Origin of the sequence: Legionella sp. W10-070 (assembly GCF_900640175.1) — a bacterium.
Classification (GTDB): Bacteria; Pseudomonadota; Gammaproteobacteria; order Legionellales; family Legionellaceae; genus Tatlockia.
In genome coordinates, this window is record NZ_CAAAJC010000027.1 from 17,248 (window position 1) to 29,865 (window position 12,618).

Here is a 12,618-nt window from a genome sequence, read left to right on the forward strand (position 1 = left end):
ATTAGTCCAACAAACAGGAAAAATTAAGGAGAATTTAAATGAAAGCAAGTTTATTTGCTGCTATTTTGTCATTAAGTATTGCATCCCTTCCGCTTCAAGCTTCAACTCACCCTGATAACTCCTCTACCGTTAAACCAGTGAGCAAAATCGATCTTAATCAGGCAACCGTTGAAATACTTTCCAAATCCATAAAAGGTATAGGCAAAAAACGGGCGCAGGCAATTGTTAAATACCGTGAAGAACATGGAAATTTTAAATCATTAGAAGAGTTATCTCAGGTAAAGGGATTGGGTAAGCAGTTTGTAAAGAGCCATCAGGAACAACTTCAGGAAGCTTTTACCGTTAAATAATGTGAAAGTGACACAAAAGATATTTTTATGCTTTTGTGTCACTTCATGAATGTTACCCTGTAGATCCAAAAATCTTAATAAAGATCTGTCGATTTTTATTAAGATATAGGGTAAAGTGTTTTCCAAAAAACAACGAGGTAATGCTGCGTATGCTCAGGAAATTAAGGGGCGCTTTCTCTAATGATTTATCAATTGACTTGGGAACCGCCAATACATTGATCTATGTAAGGGATAAAGGGATTGTTTTAAATGAACCCTCTGTAGTTGCCTTGCGGAATGAGGCAGGTCAAAAGCGGGTCGCTGCAGTAGGCTTGGAAGCAAAGCGCATGCTAGGCAGGACACCGGGTAATATTAATGCAATAAGACCTATGAAGGATGGTGTAATTGCAGACTTTTTTGTTACAGAAAGAATGTTGCAGCATTTCATTCACAAGGTACATGAAAATCGATTCCTGCGCCCAAGCCCACGTGTATTAGTTTGTGTCCCCTGTGGCTCAACGCAGGTGGAGCGTCGTGCGATTCGTGAATCTGCAATGGGAGCTGGTGCGCGCGAAGTGTTCCTGATTGAGGAGCCGATGGCTGCTGCTTTGGGTTCGGGTATGCCTGTGGAAGAAGCCAGTGGTTCTATGGTAGTAGATATCGGTGGCGGTACTACAGAAGTCGCTATCATTTCCCTGAGTGGTATTGTATATCATCAGTCCGTACGTATTGGCGGCGATAAATTTGATGATGCGATTGTATCCTATGTTCGCCGCAATTATGGCACATTAATCGGTGAAACGACTGCGGAACGTATTAAGCATGAAATTGGCTCTGCTTTCCCAAGTCGAGATCTTTTTGAAATTGAAGTGAGGGGCAGGAACCTGGCGGAGGGTGTGCCACGCAGCTTTACTCTAACCAGCGCTGAGATACTTGAGGCTTTACAAGAACCACTTTCCGGTATTGTAGGTGCTGTCAGGGCTGCACTCGAATTAGCTCCTCCTGAGTTGGCTGCAGATATCGCTGAGCGTGGTATGGTATTGACTGGGGGAGGTGCTTTGTTAAAGAATATGGATACCTTATTAATGGAAGAAACAGGCCTGCCCGTGCTGGTTGCAGAAGATCCTTTAACCTGCGTGGCTCGTGGTGGCGGTAAAGCATTAGAAACCATGGACCTACGTGGCGGTGATTTCCTCTCAACAGAATAATTTTAAAGACAGGCTTTTTGCCACGAAAGGCAAACATAGAACTTTTGGTTTTGTGTTTGCTTTTGTTTTGTCTTTATCGCTTATGTTCTCTGACTATCATTATCGATACCTTGATAGTTTACGTAATGCTTTTGCTCTGATTATCTCTCCTATACAGTATGCTGTTGATTACCCCGTGCGGATTATCGGCTGGGTTCAATCGCTGGTTGGCGCAAAAAAAGATTTAATCGATGAGAATATGCAGTTACGCTACCAACAGACAATGCTTGAGGCTGAATTACAGAAATTAATGATAATCAAGGAAGAGAACTCCCAACTCAGAGAATTATTGTTAACCTCATCCAAAGCAAGAATGCGTGCAATGGCTGCCCAGATATTAGCGGTAGATACAAGTAGCTCGCGCCAGTTGGTGGTTTTAAATAAAGGAAAGCGGGATGGGGTTTATACTGGTCAGCCCGTACTCGATGCAAAGGGGGTAATGGGGCAAATTATTGATGTGGGCTCGATGACGAGTACAGTTCTATTAATATCTGATTCAAGAAGTGCTGTTCCGGTTCGCAATAATCGTACAGGAGAGCGAGCCATTCTGGTGGGAACTAACAATATGGGGCTGTTATCACTAATTAATTTGCCAAGAACGTCCTCTATCAATAAAGGTGATTTGCTGGTTACCTCAGGGCTTGGGCGCCTATATCCGGAGGGTTATCCCGTAGGGCAGGTTGAGTCGATTAAAAATATACCAGGGGAAGCATTCATAAAAGTAAATGTCAGGCCAATGGCCTTGTTAAATAGAAGCAGACTGGTGTTACTCATATGGCCTGATAAAGAACAGGCCTTGTTAACTGCCCAGATTAATGAACGTTTGAACTCCATGGGGGCTCAGGCATGAACACGATGGCTTTTCGCCTGTTTACAGCATTAATTTTGGCGCTTGCTTTGACTATCTTGCCGTTTCCAGATTTATTACAAGGATTAAGGCCACCCTGGGTGTTAATACTGGTACTTTATTTGCAATTTTTCTTACCTGATTACTTTAACGTAATAATCTTACTGGTTGTTGGCTTGATACTGGATGTTTTACTGTCCACTGTAATGGGGGAACATGCGTTTGCATTGTCAATGGTAACCTGGATTGCCAGTAATAAAGCCAGACGCTTTCTCTTTTTCTCAGTGGGGCAGCAGATGATTTTGGTTGGCTGTTTTTGCCTGCTTTACCAGTTGATAATATTAATCATAGAAGCCTTCCTTGGTTATCAAATGTCACTGCTTATGTCTCTGGCTAGTGCGCTTATCAGTATGCTCTTATGGCCATGGATAAGGGTTATTGCTGATGACGCTTTATATGCCAGAAGTTTTCACAAAAAGTAGCCCTTGGTTTACTCTGCCTGTTGATCGGGTGGTTCCCTATTTCTTTTTAAATAAACTGCAGTCAATGGATGATAGGCTAAATTCACCAGGCTGCAGGTTGTTTAAAGACCAGTTGGCTATTCGATGACGTACTAGCCTCAGGGTTGGAAATCCTATGGCAGCAGTCATTTTGCGGATTTGGTGATTTTTCCCTTCACATAAGACTATTTCAAGCCAGCTGGTAGGGACTGTTTTGCGAAAACGTACAGGGGGATTTCTTGGCCATAGATCGGGTGCGTCAATAATCCTTGCCTCAGCAGGTAAAAAATGATTTTGCTTAAGTATTAATCCTTGTTTTAGTGGTAGTAAATCTTTTTCCTGAGGCATGCCCTCAACTTGTACCCAATAATATTTACGCTTATTAAATCGCGGATGGCTTAATTGATATTGTAATTTCCCATTATTGGTAAGCAGCAATAAGCCCTCGCTGTTTTTATCCAGACGTCCTGCTGGATAGAAATCAGGCAATTTAATGTAGTCAGCCAGAGTACTTTGTCCTTCTTCGGCCGTGAATTGGCATAAAACGTCGAAAGGTTTATTAAATAATAAGATATTGTTCACTGGATTAATTTATGCTGGTTGTTAAAAAAGCGTTATTATGCAGTTAAACGTATTTGGGACAAAGGGTTTTCACATGATATGATTAACTCTTTAAAAATGATGGAGTTGCTAATGACATTTGAAAAGATTGATGTTCCAGCCCAAGGCCAGGTTATTACTGTTGCTGACGATTTGTCGTTAAAAGTCCCTGATTGCCCTATTATCCCTTTTATTGAAGGGGATGGTATTGGTGTTGACGTTACGCCTCCCATGATAAATGTTGTTAATGCTGCTGTAAAAAAAGCCTATGGCGATAGGAAAAAGATTGCATGGATGGAAGTGTATGCAGGCGAGAAAGCAACAAAAGTGTATGGTGGTGATGAATGGCTGCCAAAAGAAACACTGGAGGCGATGAGAGAGTTTGTTGTGTCTATCAAGGGGCCTTTGACAACTCCAGTTGGTGGGGGCATCCGCTCATTAAATGTAGCCATTCGCCAGGAATTGGATCTTTATACCTGTCTGCGTCCGGTGCGTTATTTTACGGGCACTCCAAGTCCGGTTAAAGAACCATGGAAAACAGACATGGTTATTTTCCGTGAAAATTCTGAAGACATTTATGCCGGCATCGAATGGCAGGCTAATTCAGAAGAAGCTAACAAGGTGATTAACTTTTTACAAAAAGAAATGGGCGTTAAGAAAATTCGCTTTCCTGAGCACTGTGGCATAGGGATAAAGCCTGTTTCGCAAGCAGGTACTGCACGCCTGGTGAAGGCTGCAATCCAATATGCGATTGATAATCAGCGCGATTCAGTGACCTTGGTGCACAAGGGAAATATTATGAAGTTTACTGAGGGTGCTTTTAAGGATTGGGGTTATGAGGTTGCCCGTAATAGTTTTGGCGCTAAGGAATATCAAGGTGGCCCCTGGCATGAATTAACGAATCCAAAAACAGGAAAGTCCATTATTATCAAGGATGTTATTGCGGATGCCTTCCTGCAGCAAATTTTATTAAGGCCGGAAGACTATAGTGTGATTGCCACTTTAAATCTCAATGGTGATTATATTTCGGATGCGCTTGCAGCTCAGGTGGGTGGAATTGGCATCGCTCCCGGGGCTAATATAGGGGAGAAGGTGGCAGTTTTTGAGGCAACTCATGGAACGGCTCCTAAATATGCCGGTCAGGATAAAGTAAATCCAGGTTCTTTAATTTTATCTGCCGAAATGATGCTACGCCATTTAGGGTGGACAGAGGCTGCTGATTACATTATTAAAGGAATGGAAGGAGCTATTGAAGCTAAGGTTGTGACTTACGATTTTGCGCGTATGATGGAAGGTGCTACCTGTGTTAGTTCTTCAGGGTTTGCGGAAGAACTGATTAAGCATATGTGAATATCGAGTTAAATAAAATTGCCTATTGAATCTAAATATTTCTCTTCAGATTCAATAGGATGGCCGAGCGAGCGCCTTTGTTTGCCAAGCCTTGGCCATCTTTAGCAGGTAAAAAAATTACGCATGAAGGAGGCGACTTTAACCGCACCCGGCATTAATTTTGAGAAAAAGAAGTTGGTTTTTTCATGGTGTAACAAATAGAAGAGAAACCTGAAAGCTATCGGCGGCTATTAATTGACAAGAAATTGATGGTTTTGGATTATTCTTGGGCGTTGGTGTGAAAGCTATCTAATCAAGCTGTTTTTGATTATCACAATGGTTGATTTTTTCATGAATTAAAGCAATTTTTACTGGCCAAATACGCTCGAGAAGTCTATAAAATTAATAAAGGGTGTATGTAATGAGTAGATGGTCTTTAGAGGAAATAGTTGAACATAAACAGGTTGAATCTGAGGCATTACCCAAGCTCAAGCAACCAAAAAAATATAAAGTTATCCTGCTGAATGACGATTATACTCCTATGGAATTTGTGGTTGAGGTTTTAAAGCGGTTTTTTCATTTTAATGAAGAAGTAGCAACTCAGGTGATGTTACAGGTTCATATTTTAGGAAAGGGTATTTGTGGTGTTTTTACCAAGGACATAGCAGAGACAAAGGTGGCTTTAGTGAATGATTATTCGAGAAGTAATGAACACCCTTTGCTATGTGCCATGGAGCCTGAATAATGGTGTTGGCTGGAAAGAGGAGCAACGACAATGTTAAATAAAGAACTTGAATTCACCTTAAATCTAGCCTTTAAGGAAGCAAAGGAAAAACGTCATGAATTCATGACTGTTGAGCATTTATTATTGTCATTGCTTGACAATCCTGCTGCTGGCAACGTTCTGCAGGCTTGTGATGCCAATGTTGAGGCCCTGCGCCGAGATCTGGTTGAATTTATAGATGAAACTACCCCCAGGATACCGGAAGATGAACTCGATAGGGAAACCCAGCCTACCTTAGGTTTTCAACGTGTATTGCAGCGGGCTGTTTTTCATGTACAGTCTGCAGGAAAAACAGAGGTGACCGGTGCCAATGTGTTGGCTGCCATTTTCAGTGAGCAGGAAAGCCAGGCTGTTTATTTTTTGCGCAGAGAAAATATTACGCGATTAGATGTTATAAATTATATTTCTCATGGTGTTTCCAAATATCATAACGATATGACTGATGGTATGAACTCTCCTATGGATGAAGATGCGTTTGGCGGGGAAACAAGTGAATCCCCGCTCGAAAGTTATTGCATGAATCTTAATAAGCGAGCCAAATTAGGTAAAATTGATCCGTTAATCGGCCGCCATGAAGAAATTCAACGAACCATTCAGGTTTTATGTCGTAGAAGAAAAAATAACCCTTTATTAGTGGGAGAGGCCGGCGTAGGTAAAACTGCGATTGCCGAAGGGTTGGCCAGACGAATAGTGGATGGTGAGATACCTGAAGCCATTAATAATTGTGTTGTTTATTCGCTCGATTTAGGCGCATTACTGGCTGGTACCAAATATCGGGGGGATTTTGAGAAGCGCTTGAAATCAGTTTTAAAGCAACTATCACAACAAGATGGGGCAGTGCTGTTTATTGATGAGATACATACTATCATTGGTGCTGGTGCAGCATCAGGCGGGGTAATGGATGCATCAAATCTCATTAAGCCCTTGCTGGCAAACGGAGAGCTAAAATGCATAGGCTCCACGACCTATCAGGAATACAGGGGTATTTTTGAAAAGGATAGAGCACTCGCCAGACGTTTCCAGAAGATCGATATTAAAGAGCCAAGTATTGATGAGACGTTTGAAATTCTTAAGGGTTTAAAGGGACGTCTGGAAGAGCATCATAATGTCAAGTTTTCTATCCCTGCATTGAAAGCAGCAGCAGAATTGTCTGCAAAATATATTAACGATCGCTTCCTGCCTGACAAAGCTATTGATGTTGTGGATGAAGCAGGGGCTTATCAAAATCTGTTAACTGCAACCAAACGAAAGAAAATTATTAGTGTTACAGAGATTGAGAGTGTAGTAGCTAAAATTGCGCGTATTCCTGTCAAGAAAGTTTCTGCACAGGATAAAGATACATTGCGTAACCTGGAGCGAGACTTAAAATTGTTGGTGTATGGACAGGATAATGCTATTACTGCGCTTGCTTCAGCGATTAAGCTTGCCCGTTCAGGACTTCGTGAGCCTCAGAAACCGGTTGGTTGTTTCCTCTTTGCTGGACCTACAGGGGTTGGTAAAACAGAGGTAACTAAGCAACTGGCAAATGTGTTAGGGATTGAATTACTGCGTTTTGATATGTCTGAATACATGGAGAAACATACGGTCTCTCGTTTGATTGGTGCCCCCCCTGGATATGTTGGTTATGATCAGGGTGGTTTGTTGACGGAAGCCGTTACTAAAAATCCTCATGCAGTACTCTTATTGGACGAGATAGAGAAAGCGCACCCCGATGTATTTAACTTATTACTGCAAATTATGGATCACGGCACCTTGACTGATACCAATGGCCGACAGGCTGATTTCCGACATGTAATTCTGGTGATGACCAGCAATGCCGGAGCCAGTGAAATCAGCAGAAATTCAATTGGTTTTTCATTGCAGGATAACAGCAATGACAGCCTGGATGTTATTAGACGGCAATTTAGTCCTGAATTTCGCAATAGGCTGGATGCGATTATTAATTTTGCACCATTAGATAGTGTAACGATAGGATTGGTTGTCGATAAATTTATTATGGAGCTTGATGAGCAATTAAGTAATAAAGGTGTGAGCTTTAAGGTTGACAAGGCAGCCCGTGACTGGCTGATTGAACATGGTTATGATAAAGCTATGGGGGCACGGCCAATGGCAAGATTAATCCAGGAAAATGTCAAGAAACCTTTGGCTGATGAGTTATTATTTGGCAAACTGGTTAATGGCGGTCATGTCACTTTGAAAGTGAAAGATGGAAAGTTACACTTTGATAGCCATGATCATAGAGAAGGCGTTTGTTAACACTGTAAGTGGCAAGTAGCCCGGGTGAACCCCGGGTTTCAGCCCTTCAGGCTTCCACCCAGGCTTGTTTGCTTCATAATTCATGTTACGCACGTGCTATTAATGGTGCGGTTGGTGTTAATTAATGGTAGCCATATATATCAGCTTAAACAATGCAATTCTATTTTAACTAGGGTAGAATATGTCATTATTTGTAGCTGGTTATTTCATGCTGAGTGTTATTGTTATTGCTAAAGACGAAGCAGCGAATATCAGGCGTTGTCTGGAATCTGTGTCTTGGGCAGACGAAATTATTGTGCTTGATTCAGGGAGTAGCGATGATACTGTCAATATCGCAAAAGAATTTACTGAACAGGTTTATTGTACCGATTGGCAGGGCTATGGCGTTCAGAAACAGCGAGCTTTAACTTATGCTGCAGGGGATTGGGTTTTAAATCTTGATGCGGATGAGTCAGTAGATAAACAATTACGGCAAGCGATTCAAGAGGCTATTAATAGTGATGAGGCGGATGCCTATCGCATTCCCATCCGCATGAATTTTTATGGTAAACCATTGCGCTTCTCATCAAGTCCGAAAAGACATATTCGCCTCTTTAAACGGGAAGGCGCACGTTATAGTGATGATATTGTCCATGAGAAAGTAATCTTGCCGTCTGACGCCAGAGTCTGTCGGTTAAAGTCTGCAATTCAACATCATTCTTTTCAGGATATTAGTCATGCACTTTATAAGATGAATAAATACTCTTCCTATAGCGCAAAGATTAGAATTGAAAATAAAAAATCACCGAGCTTTGTAAAAACCCTGTCAGCAACAGCCTGGATGTTTTTTCGCTGTTATTTTTTACAGCGAGGTTTTCTCGACGGGAAGGCTGGCTTTTTATTTGCTGCGCTTAATGCGCAAGGGACTTTTTATCGTGGTATGAAGCAGATTTACCGCGATTCACAACTTGATCAACTGCCTAATATATTGAAATAGCCAAATAATATGGACACTTTAGCCAACTATTCACAAAAATTTTCGCTTCAACAAGCAATACCCTTTCTTTTGGCTGCAACTCTATTGACATTGCCGATGAGTTCAACTGCCAAAAGCATCTCTCTAGGCTTATCTGTCTTCGCTATTTTATTGACTTCCGATTATCGCGCCCAGATCCTAAACTCTTTTTCTAATACCTGGTGTAAGGCGGCGCTTTTGTTATTTTTAATGACCTTGGTTGCCTGTTTTTGGAGTCCTGCTGGTTTTTCAGACAAAATGTTTGTGGTGGAGAAGTATAGTAAATTGCTGTACCTGCCTGTTCTACTGGTTGGATTTCAAAAGGCTAAAACACGTACTATCAGCCTGCATGCTTTTTTGTTGGCAATGTTAATTACCTGCGGATTATCAATTCTTAAGTTTCATGGCTACTTACAATTTTTAAATTTTAAACCTGATCATGTTTTCCGCAATCATATTATGACAGGCTTTATGGTTGCTTTTGCTGCTTATTTATCTTGTTTATTAGGTTATCGGCAAAAGGGGGCACACCGTTATTTTTATGGCTTGCTCTTGTTGATATTTACCTATCAGATACTTTTTATCAATGAAGGCCGCACAGGGTATGTAATTTATTTATTGCTTTTGTCACTTTTCATCCTGCAAATATGCAGCTGGCGCCAGGCTATAGCGGGCATTCTTTTGATTTTTGCATTTTTTTCCGCAAGTTATATCACCAGCCCCGTGATGAAGATGCGTGTAGACGCAATAGGCCAACAAATTCATGGGTATCAGCATAATCAAAAAGATACGGATATCGGCCTTCGTTTACAGTTTCATGATTTTGCATACCAGCTGTTTAGTCGGCACCCATTGGCAGGCAATGGTACGGCTAGCTTTACTTATTATTTTGAAAAGGAAAAACCAGTCCCTATGTGGAGTTGGAAGCTATTGGAGCCCCATAGTCAGTATTGGCTAATCGCGGCAGAGTTTGGTTTATTGGGGACAGGAGCCTGGTTACTCTTGCTGATTAGCCTTGCTTATGGTTGTTGGCGGCTCGATAAAATGAGACCTGTTGCGTTTTCAATGCTGATACCCTTTGCTATAGGTAATTTATCTGACTCCCTATTATTTTATTCAGGCTCTGGATATTTTTTTATATTATTCATGGCGCTTTGTTTGGGGGAGCAAATTGAGATTAACAAGAAGAAAACGGCTGGGTTGAACTAATCTTGCCTGACGCTCCCTACTGTCCAGAAACAAGATCATATCATTTTGCTTGATAAGAAGATTGAAAGTTGTCATTTCTGCGCAGGCAGAAATCTATTCGTCAAACGAGGTATGAATTTATTTAGACTTAGCGATAAATAAGATAAAAGCAACGAGTAGGTGGATGTTGCACTTATTCTTTGTTGAGCATAATCAGCAAGCGTAGCAAATAAACAAGCTTGAGTGAAAGCGTAAATCGCTGTAACCCGAGTTTTCATAGTTTAGAGCACGTCTGCTCAGCTGAAATCCTGGGTTACACGGTTCCTCTGGGTCTGCATCCAGGCTCTGAAGAATCGGCGCAAAAAAATAAAAATTATATTTTTTTAGTAACGCTGTATCTTGCTGTAAGCATCCTTTCTTTGAATCCGGATAACGTAAATTTTTTCATTTTATTTTTGAGAACATCAATATCAGTGCTTAACAAATAATTTAAATTTGATTTTGCTATTTTATCTAACCTATTATGAATCCTTAGATTTATATTATTCTTAATGGACTTTCTCATACTTTCAATCATACTTTTATTGTTTTTATTTATTTTACGCTCAAGATTGTCTTGATCTTCCAGTGCCCTTCTAGGAAATAAATCAGATAATAACCCTTTCGATTGGGTTGTTCGAAGCAACGGAAGTGGCATTTTAAAAAGCTTGACTTTAATTCCATCAATTTCTTTTTCCTTTACTACGTGTTTTTTAATGTAGGAAAGAATTGAATTTTGGTAAATTGGTAAGAGATATTTCTCGATCGTATGAAGGTGAACAATATCGTCTAAAACAAAAACTGGACAAGCCTTATTATTTGCTTGCCGTTTCTCTTCAGAAAAATAAACCTCGCCATCTGGAAATTTATTTTTGAATTCCTTAATAAAATCTAATGGAAAGTTTTTACTTACTCCTAAAGAATCTAATATATACATCGTTGGTTTACTGGATTCATCAAACAGAATTTCTCCCGTTACCCAATGTCCAGAAGAGATGATAAATTTTTCTCGTAACGGGAAATCGGATGATTTTAATATATCAAAATAAGGGGTGAATTCATTTTTTTTACCATTCAATACAGTCACCATGAATGGATATGTTTTTTGTTCTTCTATCTGAGCGCAAGTTAGAAGCGCGCCTTTGTATGTAATGTGATTTTCTTTGTCAAATCCTTTAGTGAATTGGGGCATATATTTCATTATTAAAGCTAAACTATCAGTAGTATTATGTTGCGAAACATCTAACATTTTAATGATTTTTTCTCTCTCTTCTTGAGAGAGATTAATAGTATATTCTTTAAATAGATCGGTATCGAAATTATGTAAGTAATTTAATAATAAAATGTTCCAATTTGTTACGCTGGCTTTAATAAAAATTTCATACATTATTTTTTTGTTATCATTATTTAGTAATGATAGATATTTTGGAACAACGCTATATAATGCTTCATTCGTTGCAATTCGATCTGCAAAATGTTCTGGTTGCACAACCTGGATAAGTCGAATGACGTTTATTGGATAATCATCAGCAAATTCCATAATGAAACTTGATAATGATGAATTAATATGTTTTTGCATGCGCGTTTTTGCATCTGGATTGTTCATGACATTGAACATCAATCGTATACATGCCTCTTGATTATCGGCTACTTTAAATTCACTCCTAAAGCTTGACAAGAACTCCATCCCCTGAATTTCATTGGCGATGATTAGTTGAATTGTCTGAGTTGGGTTATGTATCATCATAATAGTTAAGTATATCAGTTTTTAAATAATATAATTTTTTATGAAATTAATGGCTTGGTTATGCTGTATATCCGTCATAGTGAGCCTGAAAGCAGGCGAAGCAAAGCTGCTATACTTTCGGTTATAGGAATGTTTATAATCTATTTTTTCGTACTATCGTAGCGTGTTTTCAACCCCATACAATTATGAAACAAGTGGTGTTTATTACAGGAGCTTCCTCCGGTATAGGAAAATCCATTGGCGAATTTCTACAACATAAAGGTTATATAGTATACGGTACTAGCCGCAACCCTAAACGCGTGAATGAGTCTTTGTTTCCGTTGCTGGCTTTGGATGTCCGTCGGGTCGAAACCATTCGTGAAGCTATAGCTGATATTCTCTCCAAAGAAGGGAAAATTGATATACTCATCAACAATGCTGGAGTGGGTATCACAGGTCCTTTGGAAGAAATTCCCATAGATGAAATCAGGAATAATTTTGAAACAAACTTTTTTGGCCCCATTGAAGTTATAAAAGCGGTATTACCCACTATGAGAGCGCAACGGTCGGGACTGATCATTAATATTACTTCCATAGCTGGTTATATAGGGTTACCGTTTCGTAGTGTGTATTCGGCTTCTAAAGGAGCCCTTGAACTTATTACCGAGGGCATTAGGCTCCGTGAACGAAATTTCTAACGCATCCATATCAGCGCTCCGGCAAAGTGAATAAACCCTAAAAATGCTGAAATGGTTTTATCGAAACGTGAAAAAACCCTG

The 12,618-nt window shown here is 40.0% G+C and carries 12 protein-coding genes and 1 pseudogene; 10 read left to right on the forward strand and 3 right to left on the reverse strand.

Going from position 1 to position 12,618, the window contains the following annotated elements:
* Positions 1–38 precede the first annotated feature (38 nt).
* The 4 genes from E1O65_RS10835 to mreD all read left to right on the forward strand — a co-directional run bounded on the left by E1O65_RS10835 (position 39) and on the right by mreD (position 2,905).
* The gene (locus E1O65_RS10835) at positions 39–350 is read left to right on the forward strand and encodes a helix-hairpin-helix domain-containing protein (protein ID WP_133133620.1); all 312 of its coding nucleotides are present in this window, start codon (positions 39–41) and stop codon (positions 348–350) included.
* A 149-nt stretch (positions 351–499) separates the two neighbouring features.
* A complete protein-coding gene (locus E1O65_RS10840) occupies positions 500–1,537 on the forward strand; it encodes a rod shape-determining protein (protein WP_133133621.1) in 1,038 nt (345 codons plus the stop codon).
* Positions 1,515–2,426: a rod shape-determining protein MreC gene (mreC, locus tag E1O65_RS10845; protein ID WP_133133631.1), complete on the forward strand. Its 912-nt coding sequence runs from the start codon at positions 1,515–1,517 to the stop codon at positions 2,424–2,426. Before E1O65_RS10840 ends, mreC begins: the two co-directional genes overlap by 23 nt.
* A complete protein-coding gene (gene mreD, locus E1O65_RS10850; protein WP_133133622.1) occupies positions 2,423–2,905 on the forward strand; it encodes a rod shape-determining protein MreD in 483 nt (160 codons plus the stop codon). The genes mreC and mreD overlap by 4 nt, the downstream gene beginning before the upstream one ends.
* Before the next feature lie 36 nt (positions 2,906–2,941).
* Here the strand turns inward: mreD and E1O65_RS10855 are convergent, their stop codons facing one another.
* Positions 2,942–3,505, reverse strand: coding sequence for a pseudouridine synthase (locus E1O65_RS10855; protein WP_133133623.1), 564 nt, complete (start codon positions 3,503–3,505; stop codon positions 2,942–2,944).
* Between the two features lie 96 nt (positions 3,506–3,601).
* Between E1O65_RS10855 and icd the strand changes: the two genes are divergently transcribed.
* The 5 genes from icd (at position 3,602) to E1O65_RS10880 (ending at position 10,095) form a co-directional block, all read left to right on the forward strand.
* Positions 3,602–4,873, forward strand: a complete 1,272-nt coding sequence (icd, locus tag E1O65_RS10860; protein ID WP_207384244.1) for an NADP-dependent isocitrate dehydrogenase — start codon at positions 3,602–3,604, stop codon at positions 4,871–4,873.
* 400 nt (positions 4,874–5,273) lie between these two features.
* The gene (clpS, locus tag E1O65_RS10865) at positions 5,274–5,597 is read left to right on the forward strand and encodes an ATP-dependent Clp protease adapter ClpS (protein WP_133133624.1); all 324 of its coding nucleotides are present in this window, start codon (positions 5,274–5,276) and stop codon (positions 5,595–5,597) included.
* 30 nt (positions 5,598–5,627) lie between these two features.
* The gene (gene clpA, locus E1O65_RS10870) at positions 5,628–7,892 is read left to right on the forward strand and encodes an ATP-dependent Clp protease ATP-binding subunit ClpA (protein ID WP_133133625.1); all 2,265 of its coding nucleotides are present in this window, start codon (positions 5,628–5,630) and stop codon (positions 7,890–7,892) included.
* Between the two features lie 208 nt (positions 7,893–8,100).
* Positions 8,101–8,868, forward strand: a complete 768-nt coding sequence (locus E1O65_RS10875; protein ID WP_133133633.1) for a glycosyltransferase family 2 protein — start codon at positions 8,101–8,103, stop codon at positions 8,866–8,868.
* 9 nt (positions 8,869–8,877) lie between these two features.
* Positions 8,878–10,095, forward strand: a complete 1,218-nt coding sequence (locus tag E1O65_RS10880; protein ID WP_133133626.1) for an O-antigen ligase family protein — start codon at positions 8,878–8,880, stop codon at positions 10,093–10,095.
* 352 nt (positions 10,096–10,447) lie between these two features.
* Here E1O65_RS10880 and E1O65_RS10885 read toward each other — a convergent pair whose 3' ends face one another.
* Positions 10,448–11,860 (reverse strand): hypothetical protein, encoded by a 1,413-nt coding sequence (locus tag E1O65_RS10885; RefSeq protein WP_133133627.1) that lies wholly within the window; start codon positions 11,858–11,860, stop codon positions 10,448–10,450.
* Positions 11,861–12,045: 185 nt separating this feature from the next.
* Between E1O65_RS10885 and E1O65_RS10890 the strand changes: the two genes are divergently transcribed.
* Complete coding sequence (locus E1O65_RS10890) at positions 12,046–12,537, forward strand: SDR family NAD(P)-dependent oxidoreductase (RefSeq protein ID WP_133133628.1); 492 nt, start codon at positions 12,046–12,048, stop codon at positions 12,535–12,537.
* On the opposite strand, the pseudogene E1O65_RS10895 reads toward E1O65_RS10890, so the two are convergent.
* Positions 12,534–12,618 (reverse strand): annotated as a pseudogene (locus E1O65_RS10895) (IS5/IS1182 family transposase); the annotation flags it as partial. The gene E1O65_RS10890 and the pseudogene E1O65_RS10895 sit on opposite strands and share 4 nt — an antisense overlap.

Bases quoted from the DNA above. Each gene is read 5' to 3' on its own strand.
- E1O65_RS10875 (WP_133133633.1), top strand. From the start codon at position 8,101: ATGCTGAGTGTTATTGTTATTGCTAAAGACGAAGCAGCGAATATCAGG.
- clpS (WP_133133624.1), top strand. From the start codon at position 5,274: ATGAGTAGATGGTCTTTAGAGGAAATAGTTGAACATAAACAGGTTGAA.
- E1O65_RS10840 (WP_133133621.1), top strand. From the start codon at position 500: ATGCTCAGGAAATTAAGGGGCGCTTTCTCTAATGATTTATCAATTGAC.
- E1O65_RS10835 (WP_133133620.1), top strand. From the start codon at position 39: ATGAAAGCAAGTTTATTTGCTGCTATTTTGTCATTAAGTATTGCATCC.
- E1O65_RS10890 (WP_133133628.1), top strand. From the start codon at position 12,046: ATGAAACAAGTGGTGTTTATTACAGGAGCTTCCTCCGGTATAGGAAAA.
- mreD (WP_133133622.1), top strand. From the start codon at position 2,423: ATGAACACGATGGCTTTTCGCCTGTTTACAGCATTAATTTTGGCGCTT.
- clpA (WP_133133625.1), top strand. From the start codon at position 5,628: ATGTTAAATAAAGAACTTGAATTCACCTTAAATCTAGCCTTTAAGGAA.
- E1O65_RS10885 (WP_133133627.1), bottom strand. From the start codon at position 11,860: ATGATGATACATAACCCAACTCAGACAATTCAACTAATCATCGCCAAT.
- E1O65_RS10880 (WP_133133626.1), top strand. From the start codon at position 8,878: ATGGACACTTTAGCCAACTATTCACAAAAATTTTCGCTTCAACAAGCA.
- icd (WP_207384244.1), top strand. From the start codon at position 3,602: ATGATGGAGTTGCTAATGACATTTGAAAAGATTGATGTTCCAGCCCAA.